Raw genomic sequence first — 24,557 nt, 5'->3', positions numbered from 1 at the left:
AGAGCAGGCAGATGGAAGCAGAGACACTTGCGCTTGCGCAGGAGATTGATTTCTCCATGTGGGGACTTTTCGCGCGCGCCACCCTTACGGTGAAGATCGTCATGGTCATGTTGATCCTGTCGTCCTTCTGGGCGTGGGGCATCATTTTCGAAAAGTTGATCGCCTATCGCAAGGCGCGGGCCGAAGCGGCCGAGTTCGACCGGGCGTTCTGGTCGGGCGAGCCCCTTGACGAACTGTTCGATCAGATCGGACCGGAACCTGACGGGCGCGCCAAGAAGGTGTTTGCCGCGGGCATGACGGAATGGCGCCGCTCTCACCGGGATGATGGCGGCCTGATCGCCGGGGCGCATGCGCGCATCGACCGGTCCATGGACGTGGCGATCCAGAAGGAAGCCGAGGATTTGCAAAGCAATCTCGCCGTGTTGGCCACTGTTGGCTCGGTGACGCCGTTTGTCGGTCTGTTCGGGACCGTCTGGGGTATCATGCACGCGTTCGTCGAGATTGCGCAGCAGCAGAACACGTCTCTGGTCGTCGTGGCACCCGGTATTGCCGAGGCACTTCTGGCAACCGGCCTTGGGCTTTTGGCGGCGATCCCGGCCGTGATCTTCTACAACAAGCTGTCGGCCGACAGTGACCGTATTCTTGCCGGGTACGAATCTTTTGCCGATGAATTCTCGACCATCCTCAGCCGCCAGTTGGACAGCTGAGCTATGGGGGGTGGCGTGGTCAGATCAGGCGGAGGCGGCGGGCGCAGGCGGCGCAAGGGCCGCGCCATGCCGATGTCGGAAATCAACGTCACGCCGTTCGTGGATGTGATGATGGTGCTGCTGATCATCTTCATGGTGGCGGCGCCTCTTTTGACCGTGGGTGTGCCCGTCGAATTGCCCAAGACCGCCGCGTCGGCCCTGCCGTCCGAGACCGAAGAGCCCCTGTCCGTCACGATTGCTGCGGATGGGTCCGTGTCGATCATGAACACCGAGGTGCCCCGCGCCGAACTGGTGCCCCGCCTGCGGGCGATTGCCGTCGAACGGTCGGATGACCGGGTGTTCCTGCGGGCCGATGGCACTGTCGCCTACGAGGTGGTCGCGCAGATCATGGGCGCGCTGAATGCCGGTGGGTTCAATTCCATCGGGCTGGTCACGGATATCGGTGGCCCGGCGCTTGACGGGTCGGATGGCTGAGGCGCGAAGTGCATACCGGCCAATATATCTCGGGAGGTGCCCATGGGATTCTGATCCTCTGGGCGCTCTTCGGCGGCATGTTCCGCAGTGATCCACCAGAGGTGCAGGTGGCTGATGTCTCGGTGATTTCCGAGGCGGAGTTCGCGGCCATGACGCAACCGCAGGCGGCCCCGGTTCTTGGGTCGGAACCTTCTGCCTTGCCCGAGCCGGAGGTGGCGGAACCGGTGCCCACGCCCCCGGTCGAAGAGACACAGCCTGTAACGCCTCCTGACCCGGTCGAACCGCAGGCGGCGGAGCCTGATCCGGTGCCGCAGCCCGTTCTGCCCACACCCGAACCCGAGGTGGCCGAGACGCCTCCGCAGCCGCCCGCACCCGAGCCGGTGCCTGAAGTGGATGCGCCCGAGGTGGCCCTGCGTCCGATCCCGCGCCCCGCGCCGCGTGTTGCGCCCGAAGCGGTGCCCGAGCCTGCGCCGGAGGCCGAGGTGGCCCCCGATGTGCAGGAAACGGTCGAGCCGTCGGATGCGCCCGATGTGACCGATTCCGAGGAACAGCAGGCCACCGCCCCCGAAGCGGCGGCCACCGAGATCGTGACCGAAGCCGAAGAGCCCGCCCGGGCGCCGAGCGCATCGGTGCGCCCGCAGGCGCGGCCGAACCGTCCGGCTCCGGCCCCGACGCCACCGCAAACGGCAGAATCGCCGCCAGACCCAACACCAGCGCCGGCTGCCGAACCGACGCCTGCGCCGCAACCGGATACGAGCGACGCCACCGCTTCGGCGATTGCCGGCGCGTTGGAAGAGGCGTTGTCCGGTGCCAGCACCGGCAGCGCGGAAAGCGGTCCGCCCCTCACGCAGGGCGAAACCGATGGATTCCGTATCGCGGTGCAGGATTGCTGGGTGGTCGATGTGGGGTCACAAGCCTCGAGCGTTACGGTGACCGTCGGTTTCGACATGGATCGATCCGGGCGGGTCGTGAGTTCAAGTCTGCAGATGCTGGCGGCAAGCGGTGGCGATGGTGCGGCTGCGGAAACGGCGTTCCAGGCGGCGCGCCGCGCGATTTTGCGCTGTCAGGGCGATGGGTATACCCTGCCGCCAGAAAAATTTGATCAGTGGAAGACCGTCGAGATGACGTTCAACCCGGAAAGCATGAGGGTCCGATGAAACAGTTCGTCGCGTCGTTGTTGGCTGTAATGGTATGGGCGGTCAGCACGCCGGGTGTAGCTTTGGCGCAAAATGGGCCCCTCAGGATCGAGATCACCGAAGGGGTGATCGAGCCTTTGCCCTACGCCGTGCCCGACTTTGTGGGCGAAACGGCTGCCGCACAGCAGCTTGCGCAGCAGATCGCGCGGGTCGTGGCAGAGGATTTGACCGGCACGGGCCTGTTCCGCGAAGTGCCGCGCGAGGCGCATATCAGCCAGATCACGAGTTTTGGCAGCCCGGTGCAGTTCGCCGACTGGAAGGCGATCAACGCGCAGGCGCTGATCACTGGAGCGGTGAGCTCCGAGGGCGGGCGCATCGTGGTCAAGTTCCGGGTCTGGGACGTGTTCGCGGGCACCGAACTGGGCGAGGGCATGCAATTTGCCGGAACGCCCGATGGCTGGCGGCGCATGGCGCACAAGGTGGCGGACCAAGTCTACAGTCGGATCACTGGCGAAAGTGGCTATTTCGACAGCCGCGTGGTCTTCGTGTCGGAAAGCGGACCCAAGGATCAGCGTGCCAAGCGCTTGGCGGTCATGGATTACGACGGCGCCAACGTGCAGTACCTGACCGGGGGCAATGCGCTTGTCCTCGCGCCCCGGTTTTCGGAAAACGGCCAGCGGGTGCTCTATACCAGCTACGAGACGGGCATGCCGCGGGTGCATGTCCTCGAGGTGGGGACGGTCCAAAGCCGCATCCTGCAGGGGCAGGACGGTGTGATGAGCTTTGCGCCCCGCTTTGCTCCGAATGGTCAGACAGTGGTCTATTCGCTGACGCAGGGGTCGAACACCGATATCTGGGCGATGGACATCGGCAGCGGCGGGACACGTCAGTTGACCAGCGCGCCGTCGATCGAAACCGCACCGAGCTATTCGCCGGATGGCAGCCAGATCGTGTTCGAGAGCGATCGGTCCGGCACGCAGCAATTGTACGTCATGTCGGCCTCGGGCGGCGAGGCGCGGCGGATCAGTTTCGGTCAGGGACGCTATTCGACGCCCGTATGGTCGCCGCGGGGCGACATGATCGCCTTTACCAAGCAGAACGCGGGGCGGTTCCATATTGGCGTGATGCGCACCGACGGGTCCGAAGAACGCCTGCTCACCGCGTCGTTCCTGGATGAGGGCCCGACCTGGGCGCCCAATGGCCGGGTGATCATGTTCGCCCGTGAAACCCAGGGTGCGCAGGGGTCGTCGTCCCTTTATACCGTGGACATCTCGGGGCGGAACCTCAAGCGGGTGCGCACACCCGAGGGTGCATCGGACCCCAGCTGGGGTCCGCTCCAGTGACCCGCGTGCGTCCACCAAAAATTAATGCGGGGCATTTAGAATTTTCGTACGAAAATTCTGAGGCTCCGCAGAGGACTAGGCGCAGCGAAACGGCTGTGGTAATTTCGGATCAATCATAAGAAAGCAGGATACCCAATGCGACTTACCGCAAAAATCACGATGCTGATCGCCGTTCTGGCCGTGTCAGCCTGTACCAACGCAAACCGGTTCGACAACGGTGCGGTTGATCTGAACGCCGCGACGGGCAATGCCGGTGGCATCCTGCCGGGCAGCGCCAGCGATCCCCGGTCACCCGCCTATTTCCAGCAGACGGTCGGGGACCGGGTGCTGTTCGCCGTGGACCAATCCTCGCTCAGCCCCGAAGCGCGGGCCACGCTTGATGGTCAGGTGCAGTGGTTGCTGACCAACTCCGACTACAACGCCGTGATCGAAGGTCACGCCGACGAGCAGGGCACGCGGGCCTACAACCTTGCGCTTGGTGCACGCCGCGCGAACGCGGTGATGGAATATCTTGTTGCCCAGGGCATTCCGTCCAACCGGCTACGCTTTGTCAGCTTCGGCAAGGAACGCCCGATCGAGCTGTGTTCGGAAGAGGCATGTTATGCCAAGAACCGCCGCGCCGTGACGATCATCTCGGCCGGATTGACAGGCTGACGGAGAGTTACATGCGACTGACGGGTATCGTTCTGGGTCTTGCCTTGGTGTTTGTCCCGATTGCCGGGCAGGCTCAGGAAACGCTTGCCGATATCCGTCAGGACATGTCGATCCTCTCGGTCGAGCTGCAGCGGCTCAAGCGCGAATTGAGCACGACCGGCGGATCATCAGTCACTCTGCCGTCGGGTGTTCTGGACCGGCTCGATGCGATCGAGAGCGAGTTGCAGCGCATGACGGCCAAGACCGAAGAACTTGAGTTTCGGGTCAGTCGCGTGGCTGAAGACGGGGCGCGCCGTTTGGGTGACCTGGAATTCCGGTTTTGCGAGATCGAGCCGGGATGTGACATCGGTTCATTGGGGCAAGTGCCGACCCTTGGCGGCGTTCCCGATGCTCCCACGGCCCCCGCGCCCTCGTCTACGGCCCCTCAGGCAGGCGGCACTCAGCTTGCCGTTGGAGAAGAGACAGACTTTCGGCGAGCCGGGGAGGCGCTCGCCAGCGGTGACTTTCAATCCGCCGCTGACCAGTTTGCGACCTTTCGCCAGACCTATCCGGGCGGACCGCTAGAGGCGCAGGCGCTTGTCGCCGAAGGACAGGCTCTCGAAGGACTGGGCAACACCCGTGATGCCGCGCGGCGCTACCTTGATGCCTATGCCGGGTATCCCGACGATGCCGCAGGTCCCGAGGCGCTGTGGCGGCTGGGTGCGGCTCTGGGTGAACTCGGCAATGTGGCTGAGGCCTGCGTGACGCTGAACGAGGTGTCTGGGCGCTATCCGGGCAGCAGCGACGCCATCGCGCAGGCGGAAGCGGCCAAAGCACAGTTCAATTGCCAGTGACCGAAAGGCCGCTCGCGCAGCGGTTCGCCGACGCGATGGGCCAGCTTCTTGGCCCCGAATTCCCCTCTGATATCGCCCTTGCAGTGTCTGGTGGCGGCGACAGCATGGCGATGCTGTATCTCGCGCATAACTGGACACGGGACTATGGCGTCCGGCTCTGGGTGGTGACCGTTGATCACGGTCTGCGCGCCGAAAGTGCGGCAGAGGCTGCGATGGTGGCCGAAGAGTGCGCTTCTCTCGGTTGGCCACATGCAACTTTGCTCTGGCAGTGGGACGGGCGCGGCAATGTGCAGGATGCCGCGCGCCGTGCGCGCCTGGCGCTGATCGACCGATGGCGCGGGACTGTGCGCCATGTTTTATTTGCTCACACGCAGGATGATCAGGCGGAAACGTTCCTGATGCGTCTGGCCCGTGGTTCCGGGGTCGACGGTCTGTCGGGCATGCGCGCCGTGCGGGATGTCGCACCGCATGCCGGGATCGTGCGCGTGCTGGGAGGTGGCGAGATAACGGGAGCGGCTCCTCCACGGCAGGGGGGAACGCCTGGATACCGCGTTGTGCGGCCCTGTCTCGATATGGAGCGCGATGCGCTTCGGCATTACCTGACGGTTCTCAAGGGGCGTTGGGTAGATGATCCCAGCAACGAAAACCGCGACTTCGATCGTGTTCGTATTCGCCAATTGTTAAGACTTCTGGGCGAAGAAGGACTCACGTCGTCGGTGCTGTCCGACACGGCGCGTCGCATGGCCCGTGCGCGCGACGGTTTGACGGCCCGGATGGTTGGCGCGGTGCGCCAGCTCTGTTCGGATGCGCCCTTGGGGCAGGTGCGGATGGACCGGGATGGCTTTGCCGCGCTTGACGACGAAACGCGCCTGCGCCTGCTCACCGCTGGCCTGAGTTATGTGGCTGGTGCTGAATACCGTCCGCGCGTCGCATCCAGCGAGGCGCTGCTGGAGCGGGTGCTGTCCGGCGCAGGCGGCACCTTGCACGGTGCCGAAGTGCTGGTCGAAAAGGCGCATCTGAGGATCGTGCGTGAAACGTCTGCCGTGAGCGATGAGGAGACCCCGCTGGGCACGCTCTGGGATGGTCAATGGCTTGTGTCCGATCCCGAAGACAAAATGCCCCAGGGTGCGCGTGTTCGCGCCCTTGGCGAAGAGGGGTGGCGCCAGATTGCGGATCGATCGGCGCTTGCGGTGCCTTTCAGGGCTGCAATCGCCCTGCCATCGGTCTGGTTGGGCACGGACCTGATGGCCTGTCCATCTCTGGGCATCGGGCCGCAGATCGAGGCATGCCGGTTCGTGCTTGGGCGGCGGGACACCGGATTCGAGGCATTTTGTCTTTCGCATTGAACCCAGCCTGCGCATGTCTATGTTATGAACCAATAGACGAGGGCTGTTCCGCCCCCTGTCAGATTCAGGAGAAATTTTCTTGGGCAATGCACGAAATATAGCCTTTTGGGTCGTCCTATTCCTGCTGATCCTCGCGCTTTTCAATATTTTCTCTGGTGGCGGCAATACGCTCCAGAGCCGTGAGATCAGTTATTCGGATTTCGTCTCGGCAGTGGAGAGCAACACGGTCAGTTCGGTCACCCTCGACGGTGAACAACTTCGGTTCCGCAGCACGGACGGGCAGGACTATGTTGCGATCAAACCCGAAGACGCGACTGTCACCGATCTGTTGATCGACAACAACGTGCCGATCCGCGCCGAACAGCAGCAGCAATCGGGCTTCCAGTCCTTCCTGTTGAGCCTGCTTCCGTTCCTTCTGCTGATCGGTGTCTGGATTTACTTCATGAACCGGATGCAGGGCGGCGGCAAAGGCGGAGCGATGGGCTTTGGCAAATCCAAGGCCAAGCTGCTCACCGAAAAGCATGGTCGCGTTACCTTTGACGACGTGGCAGGCATCGACGAGGCCAAGGAAGAGCTGGAAGAGATCGTCGAATTCCTGCGCAATCCGCAGCGGTTCTCGCGGCTCGGCGGCAAGATCCCCAAGGGTGCGCTGCTTGTCGGGCCTCCGGGCACCGGTAAGACGCTGCTCGCGCGCGCCATTGCGGGCGAGGCGGGTGTGCCGTTCTTCACCATCTCGGGCTCCGACTTCGTGGAAATGTTTGTGGGTGTCGGCGCAAGCCGTGTCCGTGACATGTTCGAGCAGGCCAAGAAGAATGCGCCCTGCATCGTGTTCATCGACGAAATCGACGCTGTGGGCCGCGCCCGTGGGGCCGGTTACGGTGGTGGCAACGATGAGCGCGAACAGACGCTAAACCAGCTTCTGGTCGAAATGGACGGGTTCGAGGCCAATGAAGGCGTGATCATCGTCGCCGCGACCAACCGTCGCGACGTTCTGGACCCCGCGCTGCTGCGCCCCGGTCGTTTCGACCGTCAGGTGACCGTGCCCAACCCGGACATCAAGGGGCGTGAAAAGATCCTGGGCGTGCATGCCCGCAAGACACCGCTGGGCCCGGATGTGGATTTGCGCATCATCGCGCGTGGCACGCCCGGTTTCTCGGGCGCCGATCTGGCGAACTTGGTGAACGAGGCTGCCTTGATGGCGGCGCGTGTCGGACGTCGTTTCGTGACGATGGAAGATTTTGAGAACGCCAAGGACAAGGTCATGATGGGTGCGGAACGCCGCTCCATGGTTCTGACCGCCGATCAAAAGGAAAAGACCGCCTATCACGAAGCAGGCCATGCCGTGGTCGGCATGGCGCTGCCGCAATGCGATCCGGTCTACAAGGCAACGATCATTCCACGCGGCGGCGCGTTGGGCATGGTGGTCTCACTGCCGGAAATCGACCGGCTGAACTGGCACAAGTCGGAATGCGAAGAAAAGCTGGCCATGACCATGGCGGGCAAGGCGGCCGAGATCATCAAGTACGGTCCCGAGAACGTCTCGAACGGACCGGCAGGCGATATTCAGCAGGCATCCGCACTTGCCCGCGCGATGGTGCTTCAGTGGGGCATGTCCGACAAGGTGGGCAACATCGATTACCGCGAAGCGGCCGAAGGCTATAGCGGCAACACGGCAGGGTTCTCGGTGTCTGCAAACACCAAGGAAATGATCGAGCAAGAAGTCAAAAGCTTCATCCAGAACGCCTATGACCGAGCCTTTGCGATCCTTTCCGAGCGCAAGGACGAATGGGAACGTCTGGCGCAGGGGTTGCTTGAGTACGAAACCCTGACCGGCGAAGAGATCAAGCGCGTGATGCGGGGCGAGTCGCCGCATTCCGGCGACGACGATGCATCGGGCGGTGTGCCCGAGACACCCAGCATCACGGCGATCCCCAAGACCAAGCCGAAGGCAAAAGCGCCCAAGGATGATGGCGATCTGGAGCCTGAACCGAGCGTCTGAGTCCGCGACGTTTGCGAATAAAAACCCCGGCATCCTCATGATGCCGGGGTTTTCTTTTGGCAGACCTTCAATTTTCGGCTTGTCCTTCCAAACCTGCCGAGGTTCCTTGCGCCGGACAGTTTTGGAGCAAGAGTGATGCCCGCATTGAAACCCACCGATTTCACCGCGACCGTCCGTTGGATCGGCCGCGTTCCGCTCGAGGGCGCGGCGATCCTGTCGGCCGCTGCCGACCGATTGGAACTCGGCTTTGACGGGCCAATGGGGGAACGTCACTCCGGGCGCACGCGGCCCTCGTGCAGCCGGGTCACGACACAGTATCCGCGCGGCACCGAGATCGCGAATGTGCGGCAACTGTCGGTCCTCTCGACAGAAGAACTGACGGCCATCGCCACCGCCATGGGGCTTGATGCGATCGATCCGGTCTGGCTGGGTGCCACCCTCGTGATCGAGGGTATCCCAAATTTCACATGGGTCCCACCGTCGTCGCGGCTGCAGGGGCCGGGCGGTGTGACGCTGATCGTCGACATGGAGAACCGTCCCTGTCATCTTCCGGCGCGCGAGATCGACGCCATCCATCCCGGCAAGGGCAAGGCATTCAAATCCGCTGCGCAGAATCGCCGGGGTGTTACCGCTTGGGTCGAGCGGCCCGGAACGCTTGGTCTGGGGGATATCCTGCGTTTGCATGTGCCGGATCAGCCGGTCTGGCCGCATCAGGACGCTGCCCGCGCGTGACGCAAACGGTGTTGTGTTTCCGATCGGCGACGGCGTGATTTCGATCCCGCCGCAGTTTGTCGCGGAAGTGTCGGTTTCACCGTGACAGCCCTCTGGTGCACAAAGGTATGCGTTGGGCAAATGTCGTTCCGAACAGGGGAGCCCTTTCATGTCGTACAAATCGGATATCGAGATCGCCCGTGAGGCGCAAAAGCGCCCCATCATGGAGATCGGTGAGAAAATCGGGATCGGGTCGGAAGACCTGCTGCCCTACGGCCATGACAAGGCCAAGGTCAGCCAGTCCTTCATCAACTCGGTGCAGGATCGCCCGAACGGCAAGCTGATCCTTGTCACCGCGATCAACCCCACGCCTGCGGGTGAGGGCAAGACCACGACGACGGTCGGTCTGGGGGACGGCCTGAACCATATCGGCAAGAAGGCGATGGTCTGCATCCGCGAAGCGTCGCTCGGGCCGAACTTCGGCATGAAGGGCGGCGCTGCGGGTGGTGGCTATTCGCAGGTTGTGCCCATGGAGGACATGAACCTGCACTTCACAGGCGATTTCCACGCCATCACAAGTGCGCACAGCCTGCTGTCGGCGATGCTCGACAACCACATCTACTGGGGCAACGAGCTGGATATCGACACCCGCCGCGTCGTCTGGCGCCGCGTGGTCGACATGAACGACCGCGCGCTGCGGCAGATCACCTGCTCATTGGGTGGTGTCGCCAACGGGTTCCCGCGCGAAGCGGGCTATGACATCACCGTGGCGTCCGAAGTCATGGCGATCCTGTGTCTGGCGAAGGATCTCAAGGATCTCGAAAAGCGCCTTGGCGACATGATCGTCGCTTACAAGCGTGACCGGAGCCCGGTGTTCTGCCGCGACATCAAGGCCGAAGGCGCGATGACGGTGCTGCTCAAGGATGCAATGCAACCGAACCTCGTGCAGACGCTGGAAAACAACCCGGCCTTCGTGCATGGTGGTCCGTTCGCGAATATCGCACATGGCTGCAATTCGGTGATCGCGACCACCACGGCGCTCAAGTTGGCGGATTACGTGGTGACCGAAGCGGGCTTTGGCGCTGATCTGGGTGCCGAGAAGTTCATGAACATCAAGTGCCGCAAGGCGGGCATCGCCCCGTCGGTGGTGGTCTGCGTGGCCACGGTGCGCGCGATGAAGATGAACGGCGGCATCGCCAAGGCCGATCTGGGGATCGAGAATGTCGACGCAGTCAAGGCAGGCTGCCCGAACCTTGGTCGTCACATCGAGAACCTCAAATCCTTCGGTGTGCCGGTTGTCGTGGCGATCAACCATTTCGTGACCGACACCGAGGCCGAAGTGCAGGCGATCAAGGATTTCGTGGCCGGGCACGACGCCGAGGCGGTTCTGTCGCGGCATTGGGAACTGGGATCGAAAGGGTCGGCCGATCTGGCGCGCAAGGTGGCCGAGGTTGCCGAGGCGGGGCTGGCGAATTTCGCACCGATCTATCCGGACGAGATGTCTCTGGCGGACAAGGTTCAGACCATTGCCAAGAACATCTACCGCGCGGATCAGGCGGTCATGGACCAGAAGATCCTCGATCAGCTCAAGATTTGGGAAGACCAGGGATACGGCCACCTGCCGGTCTGTATGGCGAAGACGCAGTACAGCTTCTCGACCGATCCGAACCAGCGTGGCGCGCCCACAGGGTTCAGCGTCCCGGTCCGCGAAGTGCGCCTGTCCGCCGGTGCGGGGTTTGTCGTGGTGGTCTGCGGTGAGATCATGACCATGCCGGGCTTGCCGCGCGTGCCGTCAGCCGAGAGCATCCACCTCAATGATGCAGGCCAGATCGAAGGACTGTTTTGAACTGATGGCGGGTGGGGCTCGGGCTTTGCCCATCGCCCCACCCGCCATCCCGCAAGGGGTATCTGACAGCCGCTTGCTTGCGAATGGCCTAGGGTGCATTTGCATATTTGGAAAAAGAAGAAGGACGGATCATGGGCGCTCAGATCATCGACGGAAAGGCCTTTGCCGCAAAGGTGCGCGGTCAGGTGGCCGACCATGTCGCGCGGTTGAAGTCGGATCACGGCATCACGCCGGGTCTGGCAGTGGTGCTGGTGGGTGAAGACCCGGCAAGCCAGGTCTACGTGCGTTCAAAGGGCAAGATGACCGTCGAAGTGGGGATGAATTCCTACGAGCACAAGCTTGATCCGGACACGTCCGAGGCCGATTTGCTGGCGCTGATCGCGCAGTTGAACACTGATCCGGAGGTGCATGGCATTTTGGTGCAGCTGCCCTTGCCAAAACATCTGGATGAGGATCTGGTGATCAATTCGATCGATCCGGCCAAGGATGTCGACGGGTTTCATATCTCGAATGTGGGACTGTTGGGCACCGGGCAGAAGTCGATGGTGCCCTGTACGCCGCTGGGCTGCCTGATGATGCTGCGTGAGTATCATGGCAGCCTGTCTGGCATGGATGCGGTTGTGATCGGTCGGTCGAACATCGTCGGCAAGCCGATGGCGCAGTTGCTGCTGGGCGACAGTTGCACCGTGACGATTGCGCATTCGCGGACCAGGGATTTGCCGGACGTGGTGCGCCGCGCGGATATCGTGGTGGCTGCCGTCGGGCGCCCGGAGATGGTGCCGGGCGACTGGATCAAGCCAGGTGCGACGGTGATCGACGTCGGCATCAATCGGGTCGATGCTGGCGAGAGCAAAACGCGGCTTGTCGGTGATTGCGACTATGACAGCTGTGCCGAGGTCGCAGGCGCGATCACGCCGGTGCCGGGTGGCGTTGGGCCGATGACCATTGCGTGCCTTTTGGCGAATACCGTGACAGCCTGTTGCAGGGCCAATGGCGTGGCAGAGCCCGAGGGTTTGACCGCCTGAGCACGTCGACGACACGTAGGCCGGGCGTTTGCCCGGCTTTACCTTTTCTGTGCCTTGGGAAGCGCGCAAAGCATCTCGAACAGCAGGTTCGATGCGATCAACGCGGTCGTGCCGGTGGTGTCGAACGGTGGAGAGACCTCGACCAGATCACCGCCGACAAGGTTGAGGCCCGCGCAGCCACGCACGATTTCCAGCGCCTGCCATGTGCTGAGACCGCCCATTTCGACCGTGCCGGTGCCGGGCGCGAAAGCCGGGTCCAGGCTGTCGATGTCATAGCTGAGATAGACCGGCGCATCGCCGATCCGCGCGCGGATGTCCGCCATCAGCGGGGCCAGCGATGTGTACCAGCATTGTTCGGCCGGGATCACCGTCCAGCCCTGATCGCGCGCCCAGTTCCAGTCGTCCGGGGAATAGCCTGAACCGCGCAGGCCGATCTGCCAGACCTTGTCGTTGATCAGGCAGCCTTCCTCCCAGGCGCGGCGGAACGGGGTGCCATGGGCTTCTTTTTCGCCGAACATCTCGTCGCTCGTGTCGGCATGGGCATCGACATGGATCAGGGCGACGGGGCCATGTTTTTCCTTGATCGCCCGCAGGATCGGCCAGGTCAGCGTGTGGTCGCCACCCAGTGTCAGCGGGATGGTGCCGTGTTTGAGGATGTTGCGGTAATGATCTGCGATAATGCCGATGGTTTTCTTCAAATCGAATGTATTTACTGCAACATCGCCGATATCGGCCACTTGCATGCACTCGAACGGGGCTGCACCCGTGGCCATGTTGTAGGGGCGGATCATCCGGCTTTCTTCGCGAATCTGGCGCGGGCCAAGCCGTGTCCCGGGGCGGTTCGATGCGCCGTGATCCATCGGGATGCCGACGAAACAGGCGTCCAGCCCTTCGGCCGTGATCTGCGTCGGCAGGCGCATCATCGTGTTGGGGCCGGAAAATCGCGGCGATGTATTGCCGCCAAGGGGCTGGTTGTATGTCGGCATTTACGTCTCCTTCAGAGATCCACCGGTATCATCGTGCCCATGAGGCAGGCGATATGGCGTTCTGTGCCATTGGTTTCCGCATAGACATCCGAGGTCACGACAATCAGTCGGCGCCCGGGTTTGATCACGCGACCACGGGCGATCAGGCGGTCGCCGATGGCCGGGGCCAGCAGGTTGATCTTTATCTCGGCGGTCACGATTTCCTGCGTGTCGGGGATCAGGGTCAGGGCCGCGTACCCCGCCGCGCTGTCCCCGATGGAAAAGGTCAGGCCTGCATGGCCAAAACCCTGTTGTTGCCGCGCACCGGGCAGGATCGGCGCGGTGATGGTCGCTGTGCCATCGCCGGTTTCGACGAGCTGCGCGCCCAGCGTCGCCATCATGGACTGGCGGTCGAAACTGGCCTGGATGCGCGGGTTCATGGTCATGTCAACCAGTGAGCATGCCGCGCGGGTCAAGACAAGGGGGCGAGCCCCGGCATCGGGATTTTGCAGGGGCGCGCGCCTGTCAGGATCGCCTGCGCGCCACGCGACATCAGCCGTGTCAACGCCGGGTCATGACAGTGCAACCCGCCGGTAAAGGCCCCGTAAGCGGGCAGGATCAGACGCGTGTCGTCAAAGAGGAAACAGGGCCGTGTCAGCGCCCGACCGCGAAGCGACAGCGTGGCCTTGGGGTGGTAGTGCCCGCTTACCTCGCCCGGCGTCGTGGTGGTTTCGGCGATGTGGCGGAAGTGCAGGGGGCCAAGTGCGAGACTGCGACGATGGGTGCCGCCCAGTTCGACGGGGCCGGGATCGTGGTTGCCTTCGATCCAGACCCAGTCAAGGCCCGCTTGCAGAGTGGTCAGGGTCAGAAGGTCGGATTCGGGCAGCGCGCCTTGCAGCATTGGTGCGTCAAAACTGTCGCCGAGGCAGATCACGCGGCGCGCGCCTGTCGAGTGCAGGTCACTTGCCAGCCGTGTCAGCGTTTCCGTCGTCTCGTAGGGGGGCAATTGCGCGCCGCCGAACCGCGCCGCGCGGGCGGATTTGCCAAGGTGCAGGTCGGACACGACAAGAAGGTCTTGGGACGGCCAGAATAGCCCGCCGGTCGGCAAAGCGTACAGGGTTTGATCCTGGAAAGAAAATTCGAGCGCGTTCATGCTTTGTTCATCGCTCAGACATATGCTGAAGGCAAGGGCAGAACGCCCCTGTCACAGCATGGCGGGCACCACCTGATCCGGTGGGCGGTGACCATCGGCAAAGGTCTTGACGTTGATGATGACTTTCTCGCCCATCTCGAGGCGGCCTTCCTGCGTAGCCGACCCCATATGTGGCAGCATCACGACATTCGGCATGTTGCGCAATTCGGGATTGCCGCGATGGCCATGTTCGTAGACGTCAAGTCCCGCACCGGCCAGGTCACCCGCCTTGAGCATTCGGGTCAGGGCGTTTTCGTCGATCACCTCTCCGCGGGAGGTGTTCACGATCACCGCGCTGGGTTTGAGCAGTTTCAACCTCCGCGCATTCAGCAGGTGGAAGGTGGATGGCGTGTGTGGGCAGTTCACCGACAGGATGTCCATGCGCGCGACCATCTGGTCGAGGCTTTCCCAATAGGTCGCCTCGAGCGCGTCTTCGGTTTCCGGACGCAGGCGGCGGCGGTTGTGGTAATGGATCTGCATGCCGAATGCGCGGGCGCGGCGGGCGACAGCCTGACCGATGCGACCCATGCCGAGAATGCCAAGGCGGCGTCCGCCCAGACGTCCTCCCAGAAACGCGGTGGGAGCCCAGCCTTCCCAATCGCCGCTCTGCATGACGTTGAGGCCTTCCTGGATGCGGCGCGTTACGCTCAGCATCAGGGCAAGCACCATGTCGGCGGTGTCTTCGGTGACGACACCGGGCGTGTTCGACACGAGAATGCCGCGGCTGCGGGCTGTGTCGACATCGATGTGATCGACACCGGCACCGAAATTGGCGATCAGGCGCAGGCGGTCTCCGGCCTGTCCTATCAGGCCAGCGTCGATACGGTCTGTCACGGTCGGAACGAGGACATCTGCCGATTTGACCGCCTCGGTGAGTTCGGCCTGTGTCATCGGTGCGTCGCTGTCTCGCAGTCGGACGTCGAACAGCTCCTTCAGGCGCGTCTCGACGGCGTCAGGCAAACGTCGCGTCACGACAACACTCAGACGTTTTGATGGCATGGACGTGCTCCCGCTACTTCCCCGGCGTGTCAGGTTTTGGCAGAGTGTCCCAAAGGCGCGGCAGGTACAAGAACCTGCCGTCAAAAACAAAAAACCCAAGCAAATTGAGGCGCATCACATGAGCTGGCATTCGTTCCGGGCGTTGACGGTAAAATCCCTGTCCGTCGCATTGATCGTGGGGATTCTGAATTCCGTGCCCGCGATGTCGGCTGAAAAGGGATCGGTGACCAATCTGCCCCTGCCGCGCTTTGTCTCGATGAAGGCGAACGAGGGCAATGTGCGGCGTGGACCGTCGCTGTCGCATCGAATCGACTGGGTCTACAAACGCCGCAGCATGCCTTTGCAGATCACCGCCGAACATGGCCACTGGCGGCGCGTGCAGGACCGTGACGGCGCGGGCGGCTGGGTGCATTACTCGCTGCTGTCAGGCGTGCGCACCGCGATTGTCGAGGTGGAGTTGCTCAACCTGCACGCCCGGCCCGATCCTTCGGCGCAGGTCACTGCGCAATTGTCGATGGGTGTGGTGGCCGAATTGCGCGAGTGCCAGTTGGAATGGTGCGAACTGACTGCCGGTGGCTACAGAGGCTGGGCACGCAAGGGCGCGTATTGGGGTGTCGAGCCGCAGGACGTGTTCGACTGAGCCGAAACCCGCAAAGCAGGACCCGGCAATGCTCGGTTCAGGCCGCCTGATGCGTCAGGATCGCGGCCTCGGACGATGACAGTTTGCGCCGCGCATAGCTGCCATAGGCTTGCGGGTTGAATTCGACATTCGGCAACGCCTCCCTGAGGCGAGACCGATCCGCCGGGTCCAGAGTCGAAAGCGCGGCATTGGCGGGGTGGAAGCTTTCGGATTCGACGCCGTTCGCGAAGAGGATCTCGTGCCGGGGCAACAGCATGTGAACGTAGGTGATTTCGCGCACGTTCAGGTCTACGGACACGCGGTCATGATCGGCCAGATCGCGCGCCGCCACCAGTACTTCGGGCGTGTTGAACAGGTCCATCGCGACGCGCCCCTTGATCAGCATCCGGTGTTCCGGAGACACCAACAGGTCCTCATCGGGTTCATCCAGCCCGAACAATCCGGCGCGAATGCGGATCGGGCGCAATTTCGGCATCGCAAACAGCCGTGCGCCGCTCATCCGGCGTTGACCCATCCACTGGATCGGCTGCCGGCCATTGTCCTTGGTCTGCACGTAATCGCCTTCGCGCAGCTCTTCGATCAGCTTGATTCCATCGGGTGTCAGGATGCGCGTGCCGGGGGTGAAGCAGATCACAGCCCCCTGATGTTCCGCGTCGCTTTGCGTGACACTGTTGGTAAGGGCGGTGTGGACGACCCAGAGATCCCGGTTGCGGGGCGGCATGGTGTTGAGAAACATCAACAGCGGCGGTTTGCGCGTGCCGGACTCGATCAGGGTGACGGTATAGGTGCTTTTGCCGTCGGTGAGCACGAAACATTTGTCCGCGATAGGGTGGTCAATCGAGACTGTGCCAAGATCGATGGTGTCGTCGATGGCCGCACCGACAAGGCGCCGCACCATACGGGCGGCCCGTTTGCGCCGCTCTGCTTCACCTTCCGCATCGTCCAGTCGCAGCAGATCGTTGGGACCATCCACGCGAACGGCCTCACCTTCCCAACCCCATGTTACACCGACCTTCAGGAAATCGACCGGAGCCGACTGAAGCGTGTCTATCGTTGTCTGCGACCAGGAGATGACGAACGTGCCGTTGAAAGCCGTTCCCATATACCTGTGTGCCTGCTCTTTAGTTTTATTTTTATCTTTAGAGTAACCGGCATTGAGCACGTTAGAAGGCAAAAACGCGCCGAACCGCCTTGTGGCGGTAAATTAATTTGACAGCGTGATTCTTCGGCAACGGATCGGCGTGCGGCGCGTCTGGTTTGCCGCTTTATTCGGCCGGGCTGAACCCGACGATCAATTGCCGCAGCCCAAGGGCGGCCCCTGCGAAGATGGCAAGGAACGTCACCGGGGCGCTGAAGGCCAGCATGGAAAAGGCGCTGATGCCCTGTCCAACAGTGCATCCCAGCGCGATCACGGCACCCACACCCATCAGGGCGGCGCCAAAGATCTGACGGCGCAATTCGCGCGGGTCTTCGCAGGCTTCCCAGCGGAAATGGCCCTTGATGAGTGACCCGGTGAAGGCGCCGAACCAGACGCCCGCAACCGATCCGACGGCAAAGCTGACCGGTTGCGCCGATCCTATCATCCACCACATGATGCTCTCGCCCAGTGGGGCGGCAAAGCTGTGCGACACGACAGGCAGGGCTTCGAACCCGGTCTGGGCGACCCACGACGTGCCCGCCCAGCCGCTTATGATGGCGATGCCGACCACTGCGGCCCAGATCGCGGCCTTGGGTTTCTCGACGAAGGCGCGTGAACTGGCCGACAGGATCAGGACCGCGATGCCGATACTCAACCCGATGACATTGGCCGACAGGCCTGTCCAATGAGCAGTGGCATGGGCGATCCCCGGTGGCACCTCACCGGGCAGAACCGGGCTTTGCGGGAACAGCATATCGCGCAGGGGCGCAAGCGGGCCGCTGAGAACAACATAGGTCGCGACACCCATAACCAGCACGATCACGAAACTGCGCAGGTCGCCGCCGCCAAGACGGGCCACCGCGCCATAGCCGCAATTGCCAGCAAGGGCCATTCCATAGCCGAACATCAGCCCGCCGACGACCGACGCCCAGGGCAGCCAGTTGATCGACAGGTAATAGGTGGTTTCCGCCTCGACAAAGCCCGCGCCCATGAGGGCGAAGCTGCCGATGATCGCGATGCCTATGGCAATGCCCCACATGCGAAGCCGCGTGTCGGACCCGCCATAAAGCAGGTCTTCGATCGCGCCCAGTGTGCAGAAGCGGCCCAGTCTGGCGGCAAGTCCCAGCAGGACGCCACCAAACAAACCGATACCAGCCACAAGAATGTGTTCCGGAACGCTCTCCAGCATGTGCTGTCCTCCCAAGACAGGCTCCCGCATCAAGTATGCGGCCAGTGAGATGTGAGAGCAAGAAAAGAGTAAGCGCGCGGGGTCAGTCGTCTTTGCAGAACAACTCGTAGACGCATTCCAGCATCTTGCGCGGTTTGTCATCAGCAAGCCGGTAATAGATCGTCTTGCCATCGCGGCGGGGAATGACAAGTCCTTCCAGCCGCAGGCGCGACAATTGTTGCGACACCGCCGCCTGACGCGCCGCAAGCAGTTCCTCGAGTTCGGTCACGGATTTCTCGCCGGTCACGAGATGACACAGAATCATCAGCCGGCCTTCATGGCTGATCGCCTTGAGAAAGTTGGACGCGGCGGTCGCCTTGTCGACGATCCGGTCAAGCTCTTCGTCGTTCAGATCTGGACCAAGCTGGGGAAGTGCCATGCCGTGCCTCTAGTTCCTGACCGTTTCCGTTGCGCCGGGCGCAGAGAAATCAGTGGTGTCTTCCAGCAGCCGTGTGAGCAGCGGCCAGAAGAAATCTTCTCCGGGGTAGCCTTCGATGCGGGCCTGTTCCTCGCCATTGTTTACCAGAACAAATGTCGGGGTGAAAAGCACGCGGCGCGCATAAGTGATGCCCTCGGGGGGGCCTTCGCGCAGATTTGCCCGAATAAGTGGCGCAAATTTCCCTTCGGCCGTTTTGGGATAGGCTGGTCCGATCTCGGCGTCCCACCGTTCGCAATAGATGCACCCCGGCTGTTCGACCATAATCAATTGCGGCTCTGCAAAGGCTGTCCCGGCCCAGGCCGGAGAAACCAGTGCAGCAGCAAGTGCGAGAGCGTTGATGGCTTTCATCATTCACCAATTGACGAAGTTACAACAAATTACTTAGTTTGAATATGTGAATAATTCAAGGAATCTCCGTCCATGTTCGACATTTCTTTCGCGGGCGCGGCACTGGCGGGGATCCTGAGTTTCTTTACCCCCTGCATCCTGCCGATGGTGCCGTTCTACCTGTGCTACATGGCCGGGATCTCGATGAACGAACTCAAGGGCGAAGAGGATGTGCCGCGCGGGATTGCGTGGAACCTCGTGCTGTCGGCCTGCCTGTTCGCGCTGGGCGTGACGACGATCTTCGTGCTGCTCGGCATGGGAGCCACGGCTGTCGGTCAGGCCTTTGCCGATTTCCACGAACCCCTGCGCTATGTCGCGGCTGCGGTTCTGGCAGCGTTCGGCCTGCATTTCCTTGGCGTCGTGCGCATTCCGATCCTATACCGAGAGGCGCGGGTCGAAGCGAAGGCCGAACCAACCACGCTTGTGGGCGCTTACGTGATGGGGCTTGCCTTCGGATTTGGCTGGACGCCTTGTGTCGGCCCGGCGCTGGCGTCGATCCTGATGATCGCGGGTGGGATGGGGGACATCTATCAGGGCGGTCTGCTGCTCTTCGTGTACGGGGTAGGGATGACAGCACCCTTCGTGGTTGCCGCGCTGTTTTCCGGCCCGTTCCTGCGCTGGACAGCGCGCAACCGCAGTTTCCTCGGCTATGCCGAAAAGGTCATGGGGGGCATGCTGATCCTGTTTGCGCTGTTGATCGCAACCGATACCGTGAACCTGATCGCGGACGCTATGTTGCGCTGGTTTCCGAATTGGTCATCGCTGGGATGATCGCCAACCTTTGTGGAGGAGGACGGAAGATGAGACTTGTACTAAGTAGCGCGCTGGCGCTGATGATGGCGCTTCCCGTGGCGGCAGAGCTGGGGGATGACGGTCTGCACAAGCAACCGTGGATGCGGGACACGTTCAAGGATCTGCGCGAGGACCTCGAAGAGGCCAATGCCGAGGGCAAGCGGCTGGTGCTGTTCTTCGAACAGCGCGGCTGCATCTACTGCACCAAGATGCACGAGGAGGTGTTCTCGGACCCCAGCATCAGCGACTTCATCGGGGAGACCTATTTCGTGGTGCAGATGAACCTGCACGGCGACATCGAGGTCACGGATTTCGATGGCGAGACGCTGTCGGAAAAAGACATGGCGCGGAAGTGGCGGGTCATGTTCACTCCGAACATCGTTTTCCTGCCCGAAGAGGTGCCCGAGGGTCAAAATGCGCTTGAAGCGTCGGTTGCCGTCATGCCCGGAGCCTTTGGCAAGGGGACGACGCTGGACATGTTTACATGGGTCGCGGAAAAGCGCTATCTGCTTGACAGCGAAGAAGATTTTCAACGCTACCATGCCCGCATGATCCAGGAGCGCAACAACGGCAGCACGGACTGAGCCTGCAACACTCACACTCAATTATTCACTTCTGTGAATTTGTTGTTGCGTGAATCAAGGTCTGTGGCCTACGGTATACAAAGCCACATGTCAGCCCGGTCAACGTATCGGGCGGTAAGGGAGGGACAATGAAGCTAACAGGTATTTCCGCCGCAGTCGTGTTTTGCGCGACCGCAGCCATCGCCAACCCGGTCACGCCGGGTGACGTTCAATTCGACGAATACGGTGCCATCCAGACATCGCTTTCCGGCACCATGGGTGACGCTGCCAGCGGTGCCAAGATCATGACCAGCCGGGCCAAGGGCAATTGCGTTGCCTGTCACGCCGTGACCGCGCTCAAGGATGCGCCGTTTCATGGCGAGGTCGGCCCGACACTCGACGGCATTGCAGACTACCGCACGGCGGAAGAACTGCGCGGCATCATTGCCAACGCAAAGATGACCTTCGAAGGCAGCATCATGCCCGCCTTCTACAAGACCAGCGGCTTTATCCGTGCCGGCGACGGCTACACCGGCAAAGGCGCTAAGGAAGAAGACCTGACGCCCATCCTGACGGCGCAGGAAATCGAAGATGTGGTGGCGTTCTTGATGACGCTCAAAGGCAGCTGAGCTGCTGTCACTGAATTAGGAGACAAGACATGGATTTCACAAGACGCGAAACCCTGGCACTGGGTGGGGCAGCCGCGCTGACCTTCGTTCTGCCATTCCGCGCCAATGCTGCGGTTGAAGACGTGATCGCAGAATTCACCGGCGGTGCCGCTGTCGGTGACGCAGGCGTCGAGCTGACCGCGCCCGAGATTGCCGAGAACGGCAACACCGTTCCGATCGCGGTCTCCGCGCCCGGTGCATCGGCGATCATGGTTCTGGCAGCCGGCAACCCGACACCCGGCGTCGCGACGTTCAACTTTGGCCCGCTGGCCGCGTCGCAAACTGCAAGCACGCGGATGCGCCTTGCCGGTACTCAGGACGTCATCGCCATCGCCAAGCTGGCGGATGGCAGCTTTGCCCAAAGCGCCAAGACCGTGAAGGTCACCATCGGCGGCTGCGGCGGCTAACGGTCACACACAGATTTCAGGAGAGACAACATGGCATCCGGTGTAAAACCCCGCGTCAAGGTTCCCGGTTCTGCTTCGGCAGGCGAAGGGATCGTCATCAAGACATTGATCAGCCACCCGATGGAATCGGGTCAGCGCAAGGACGGTGACGGCAATCCGATCCCACGCTCGATCATCAATCGCTTCACCTGCGACTTCAACGGCCAGAACGTCATCGACGTGAAGATGGAACCGGCGATTTCGACAAACCCGTATTTCGAATTCGAGGCTACCGTGCCCGAAGCCGGTGAATTCAAGTTCACCTGGTACGATGATGACGGGTCCGTCTACGAAGACGCAAAAGCGATCACGGTCTGAGCACAAGCTCCTCCCTGTTCCGGTTTCACGGGGCAGGGATATTTTTGGGAGGGAACAGAATGAAATTCAAGGCAATGACCGCGTTAGCCGCGCTGGCCATCTCGGCCCCGATGCTTTTCGCGGGGGGTGCGGATGACGACACGCTCACGATCGACGGTCAGGAAATGATCACGAAAACGGCGGCGCCCGCACATATGGCGGAAACAGGCATCGACACCATCATGTCGGGCTGGCATTTCCGCGAAGACGACACGCAGGCCATGCAGATGGACACGTTCGACAACCCCGGCATGATCGCCGTGGATCAGGCGACCGATGCGTGGAACACCGTCGAAGGCACGGCTGAAAAGTCCTGCGCTTCCTGCCACGAAGGCCCGGAAAGCATGGGAGGTGTCCGTGCGGTGTACCCCAAGTGGAACGCCGAAGCGGGTGAGATGCGGACGCTTGCGATGCAGATCAACAATTGCCGCACCGAACAGATGGGTGCAGAGCCCTACAAGTACGAAAAGGCAGAGATGACCGCGATGGAAGCACTGATCTCGGTGCAGTCGCGCGGTATGCCGGTGAACGTGGCAATCGACGGCCCTGCCGCCGAATATTACGAAAAGGGCAAGGAAATCTACTACACCCGCTACGGTCAACTCGAACTGTCCTGCGCGAATTGTCATGAAGACAATTATGGCAACTACATTCGTGCCGACCACTTGTCGCAGGGTCAGATCAACGGTTTCCCGACCTATCGCCTCAAGAACGCAGGTCTGGTGCAGACCCACAACCGCTTCCGCGGCTGTATCCGCGACACTCGCGCCGAGACATTTGCCGTTGGCTCTCCCGAGTTCGTTGCGCTTGAAGTCTACGTCGCGTCGCGCGGCAATGGCCTGAGCGTCGAAGGACCGTCGGTCCGTCAATAACTTCAAGGCCCGCGCCAGGAATGGTGCGGGCTTTTCCCCCGTCCATCTTATTCACACATGCGAATGTGTGTTCCGAAATCCAAGAAGGCTCACCCATGATTTCACGTCGCGATTTCCTTCAGGTGTCCATGGCCGCCTCCGCACTGGTCGGCGCGTCCGGTTTCGGCAACTGGTCCCGGCTGGCCGCGCAACAGGCGCTGACCCAGGACCAGCTTTTGCAGTTCGACACCTTTGGCAATGTCTCGTTGATCCACGTCACCGACATTCACGCGCAACTCAAGCCGATCTATTTCCGCGAACCGTCGGTGAATATCGGAGTCGGTGACAACCGGGGTGCTGTCCCTCACGTGACCGGTGCCGATTTCCGCAAGCTTTACGGGATCGACGACGGCAGCCCTTCTCACTACGCGCTCAGCTCTGGCGATTTCTCCTCCCTGGCCAAGGCTTACGGGCGCGTCGGCGGACTGGATCGCGTGGCCACTGTGGTCAACGCGATCCGGGCCGATCGGCCGGATGCGCTTCTGCTGGATGGTGGGGATACGTGGCATGGCTCGTACACCTGCCACCACACCGAAGGGCAGGACATGGTCAACGTGATGAACATGCTCAAGCCCGACGCGATGACCTTCCACTGGGAATTCACGCTGGGGTCCGCCCGTGTGCAAGAGATTGTCGAGGGGTTGCCCTTCGCCGCGCTGGGTCAGAATATTTTCGACGCCGAATGGGACGAGCCCGCAGAATTGTTCCCGCCCTACAAGTTCTTCGAACGCGGCGGCGTCAAGATTGCCGTGATCGGTCAGGCCTTTCCCTACATGCCGATCGCCAATCCCGGCTGGATGTTCCCCGAATATTCCTTTGGTATCCGCGACGAGAACATGCAGGCCATGGTTGACGAAGTGCGCGCGCAAGGTGCCGAATGCGTCGTCTGCCTCAGCCATAACGGTTTCGACGTCGACAAGAGCATGGCCAGCAAGGTCACCGGCATCGACGTGATCCTGACGGGTCACACGCATGACGCGCTGCCGGAACCCGTGCTGGTGGGCGACACCATCCTGATCGCGTCAGGCTCCAACGGCAAGTTCGTCAGCCGCGTCGATCTGGACATCCAGAACGGCCGCATGATGGGCTTCCGTCACAAGCTGATCCCAATTTTCTCGGACGTGATCGCGCCTGACCCCGAAATGTCCGCCCTCATCGACGAACAGCGGGCACCCTTCACCGCCCAGTTGGAAGAGGTGATCGGCCAGACCGACAGCCTGCTGTACCGTCGGGGTAACTTCAACGGCACATGGGACGACCTGATTTGTGACGCTCTGCTGAGCGAGCGCGAGGCCGACATCGCCATGTCGCCCGGCGTGCGCTGGGGGCCAAGCCTGATCCCCGGTGACAACATCACCCGCGAGGACATCTGGAATGTCACTTCGATGAGCTATGGCAAGGCGTACCGGTCTGAAATGACCGGTGAATTCATCAAGATCATCCTCGAAGACGTCGCCGACAACATCTTCAACCCCGACCCCTACTACCAGCAGGGCGGCGACATGGTGCGCATCGGGGGCATGGGCTATCGCATTGACGTCAACAAGCCGCAGGGTGAACGCATCACCGACATGGTGCTGCTCAAGACCGGCGAAGCCATTGATCCGGCGAAGAATTATGTCGTCGCTGGCTGGGCGTCGGTCAACGAAGGCACCGAAGGTCCGCAAATCTGGGACGTGGTCGAAGCGCATATCAAGAAGCTTGGCACCGTCACCGTTCAACCCAATGACAGCGTCACCGTCGTAGGCGCGTAACTTC

27 protein-coding genes are annotated in these 24,557 nt (G+C 61.9%); 19 read left to right on the top strand and 8 right to left on the bottom strand.

Annotated features, from left to right (window positions below; translation table 11 throughout):
• Positions 1-11: 11 nt before the first annotated feature.
• From tolQ to folD, 11 genes are all read left to right on the top strand, one after another.
• On the top strand, positions 12-707 hold the full coding sequence (gene tolQ, locus IEV82_RS19340) for a protein TolQ (RefSeq protein ID WP_188483726.1): 696 nt from the start codon (positions 12-14) through the stop codon (positions 705-707).
• A gap of 3 nt (positions 708-710) precedes the next feature.
• Complete coding sequence (gene tolR / locus IEV82_RS19335; protein ID WP_188483725.1) at positions 711-1,181, top strand: protein TolR; 471 nt, start codon at positions 711-713, stop codon at positions 1,179-1,181.
• 8 nt (positions 1,182-1,189) lie between these two features.
• Entirely contained in the window at positions 1,190-2,338 is a 1,149-nt protein-coding gene (gene tolA, locus IEV82_RS19330; protein ID WP_188483724.1) for a cell envelope integrity protein TolA, read from the top strand.
• Positions 2,335-3,660, top strand: a complete 1,326-nt coding sequence (gene tolB, locus IEV82_RS19325; protein ID WP_188483723.1) for a Tol-Pal system beta propeller repeat protein TolB — start codon at positions 2,335-2,337, stop codon at positions 3,658-3,660. The genes tolA and tolB overlap by 4 nt, the downstream gene beginning before the upstream one ends.
• Positions 3,661-3,795: 135 nt before the next feature.
• The gene (pal, locus tag IEV82_RS19320; RefSeq protein WP_188483722.1) at positions 3,796-4,314 is read left to right on the top strand and encodes a peptidoglycan-associated lipoprotein Pal; all 519 of its coding nucleotides are present in this window, start codon (positions 3,796-3,798) and stop codon (positions 4,312-4,314) included.
• Positions 4,315-4,325: 11 nt separating this feature from the next.
• Positions 4,326-5,147, top strand: coding sequence for a tetratricopeptide repeat protein (locus IEV82_RS19315; RefSeq protein ID WP_188483721.1), 822 nt, complete (start codon positions 4,326-4,328; stop codon positions 5,145-5,147).
• Positions 5,144-6,493 (top strand): tRNA lysidine(34) synthetase TilS, encoded by a 1,350-nt coding sequence (gene tilS / locus IEV82_RS19310; RefSeq protein ID WP_229747929.1) that lies wholly within the window; start codon positions 5,144-5,146, stop codon positions 6,491-6,493. Before IEV82_RS19315 ends, tilS begins: the two co-directional genes overlap by 4 nt.
• A 79-nt stretch (positions 6,494-6,572) precedes the next feature.
• Positions 6,573-8,492 carry an ATP-dependent zinc metalloprotease FtsH gene (gene ftsH / locus IEV82_RS19305; protein ID WP_188483720.1) on the top strand — a complete coding sequence of 640 codons (1,920 nt, stop codon included), beginning with the start codon at positions 6,573-6,575 and terminating at the stop codon, positions 8,490-8,492.
• A gap of 135 nt (positions 8,493-8,627) precedes the next feature.
• Positions 8,628-9,224, top strand: a complete 597-nt coding sequence (locus IEV82_RS19300) for an MOSC domain-containing protein (RefSeq protein WP_188483719.1) — start codon at positions 8,628-8,630, stop codon at positions 9,222-9,224.
• A 148-nt stretch (positions 9,225-9,372) separates the two neighbouring features.
• Positions 9,373-11,049, top strand: coding sequence for a formate--tetrahydrofolate ligase (locus IEV82_RS19295; protein ID WP_188483718.1), 1,677 nt, complete (start codon positions 9,373-9,375; stop codon positions 11,047-11,049).
• A gap of 131 nt (positions 11,050-11,180) precedes the next feature.
• Positions 11,181-12,074, top strand: a complete 894-nt coding sequence (gene folD / locus IEV82_RS19290) for a bifunctional methylenetetrahydrofolate dehydrogenase/methenyltetrahydrofolate cyclohydrolase FolD (RefSeq protein ID WP_188483717.1) — start codon at positions 11,181-11,183, stop codon at positions 12,072-12,074.
• A 38-nt stretch (positions 12,075-12,112) separates the two neighbouring features.
• Here the strand turns inward: folD and speB are convergent, their stop codons facing one another.
• Genes speB through IEV82_RS19270 form a run of 4 tightly spaced genes read right to left on the bottom strand, consistent with a single transcriptional unit; the run spans position 12,113 to position 15,230 of the window.
• Positions 12,113-13,060 carry an agmatinase gene (gene speB, locus IEV82_RS19285; RefSeq protein WP_188483716.1) on the bottom strand — a complete coding sequence of 316 codons (948 nt, stop codon included), beginning with the start codon at positions 13,058-13,060 and terminating at the stop codon, positions 12,113-12,115.
• A gap of 11 nt (positions 13,061-13,071) precedes the next feature.
• A complete protein-coding gene (locus IEV82_RS19280) occupies positions 13,072-13,479 on the bottom strand; it encodes a PaaI family thioesterase (protein WP_188483715.1) in 408 nt (135 codons plus the stop codon).
• A gap of 32 nt (positions 13,480-13,511) precedes the next feature.
• Complete coding sequence (pdeM, locus tag IEV82_RS19275; RefSeq protein ID WP_188483714.1) at positions 13,512-14,192, bottom strand: ligase-associated DNA damage response endonuclease PdeM; 681 nt, start codon at positions 14,190-14,192, stop codon at positions 13,512-13,514.
• Between the two features lie 51 nt (positions 14,193-14,243).
• Positions 14,244-15,230, bottom strand: coding sequence for a 2-hydroxyacid dehydrogenase (locus IEV82_RS19270; protein ID WP_188483713.1), 987 nt, complete (start codon positions 15,228-15,230; stop codon positions 14,244-14,246).
• A 118-nt stretch (positions 15,231-15,348) separates the two neighbouring features.
• Between IEV82_RS19270 and IEV82_RS19265 the strand changes: the two genes are divergently transcribed.
• Positions 15,349-15,870 (top strand): SH3 domain-containing protein, encoded by a 522-nt coding sequence (locus IEV82_RS19265; protein ID WP_188483712.1) that lies wholly within the window; start codon positions 15,349-15,351, stop codon positions 15,868-15,870.
• 37 nt (positions 15,871-15,907) lie between these two features.
• On the opposite strand, the gene IEV82_RS19260 is transcribed toward IEV82_RS19265, so the two are convergent.
• The 4 genes from IEV82_RS19260 to IEV82_RS19245 all read right to left on the bottom strand — a co-directional run bounded on the left by IEV82_RS19260 (position 15,908) and on the right by IEV82_RS19245 (position 19,026).
• Positions 15,908-16,972 carry a Hint domain-containing protein gene (locus IEV82_RS19260; protein ID WP_188483711.1) on the bottom strand — a complete coding sequence of 355 codons (1,065 nt, stop codon included), beginning with the start codon at positions 16,970-16,972 and terminating at the stop codon, positions 15,908-15,910.
• Positions 16,973-17,135: 163 nt separating this feature from the next.
• Positions 17,136-18,197 (bottom strand): YeeE/YedE family protein, encoded by a 1,062-nt coding sequence (locus tag IEV82_RS19255; protein ID WP_188483710.1) that lies wholly within the window; start codon positions 18,195-18,197, stop codon positions 17,136-17,138.
• 82 nt (positions 18,198-18,279) lie between these two features.
• Complete coding sequence (locus tag IEV82_RS19250) at positions 18,280-18,615, bottom strand: ArsR/SmtB family transcription factor (RefSeq protein WP_188483709.1); 336 nt, start codon at positions 18,613-18,615, stop codon at positions 18,280-18,282.
• A 9-nt stretch (positions 18,616-18,624) separates the two neighbouring features.
• Positions 18,625-19,026, bottom strand: a complete 402-nt coding sequence (locus IEV82_RS19245; RefSeq protein WP_373285250.1) for a thioredoxin fold domain-containing protein — start codon at positions 19,024-19,026, stop codon at positions 18,625-18,627.
• A 69-nt stretch (positions 19,027-19,095) separates the two neighbouring features.
• On the opposite strand from IEV82_RS19245, the gene IEV82_RS19240 reads away from it, so the two are divergent.
• The 7 genes from IEV82_RS19240 (at position 19,096) to soxB (ending at position 24,553) form a co-directional block, all read left to right on the top strand.
• Positions 19,096-19,833, top strand: a complete 738-nt coding sequence (locus IEV82_RS19240; protein ID WP_188483708.1) for a cytochrome c biogenesis CcdA family protein — start codon at positions 19,096-19,098, stop codon at positions 19,831-19,833.
• A 29-nt stretch (positions 19,834-19,862) separates the two neighbouring features.
• Complete coding sequence (locus IEV82_RS19235; protein ID WP_188483707.1) at positions 19,863-20,438, top strand: thioredoxin family protein; 576 nt, start codon at positions 19,863-19,865, stop codon at positions 20,436-20,438.
• A gap of 128 nt (positions 20,439-20,566) precedes the next feature.
• Entirely contained in the window at positions 20,567-21,046 is a 480-nt protein-coding gene (gene soxX / locus IEV82_RS19230; protein ID WP_188483706.1) for a sulfur oxidation c-type cytochrome SoxX, read from the top strand.
• Positions 21,047-21,075: 29 nt separating this feature from the next.
• The gene (gene soxY, locus IEV82_RS19225; protein ID WP_188483705.1) at positions 21,076-21,492 is read left to right on the top strand and encodes a thiosulfate oxidation carrier protein SoxY; all 417 of its coding nucleotides are present in this window, start codon (positions 21,076-21,078) and stop codon (positions 21,490-21,492) included.
• Between the two features lie 30 nt (positions 21,493-21,522).
• On the top strand, positions 21,523-21,849 hold the full coding sequence (gene soxZ / locus IEV82_RS19220) for a thiosulfate oxidation carrier complex protein SoxZ (protein WP_188483704.1): 327 nt from the start codon (positions 21,523-21,525) through the stop codon (positions 21,847-21,849).
• A gap of 59 nt (positions 21,850-21,908) precedes the next feature.
• Positions 21,909-22,760: a sulfur oxidation c-type cytochrome SoxA gene (soxA, locus tag IEV82_RS19215; RefSeq protein WP_188483703.1), complete on the top strand. Its 852-nt coding sequence runs from the start codon at positions 21,909-21,911 to the stop codon at positions 22,758-22,760.
• A gap of 95 nt (positions 22,761-22,855) precedes the next feature.
• Positions 22,856-24,553: a thiosulfohydrolase SoxB gene (soxB, locus tag IEV82_RS19210; protein ID WP_188483702.1), complete on the top strand. Its 1,698-nt coding sequence runs from the start codon at positions 22,856-22,858 to the stop codon at positions 24,551-24,553.
• Positions 24,554-24,557: the final 4 nt, after the last annotated feature.

It is taken from the genome of Marivita lacus, from assembly GCF_014637725.1.
GTDB lineage: Bacteria > Pseudomonadota > Alphaproteobacteria > Rhodobacterales > Rhodobacteraceae > Marivita > Marivita lacus.
This window is presented reverse-complemented; position numbering and strand designations above follow the sequence as displayed.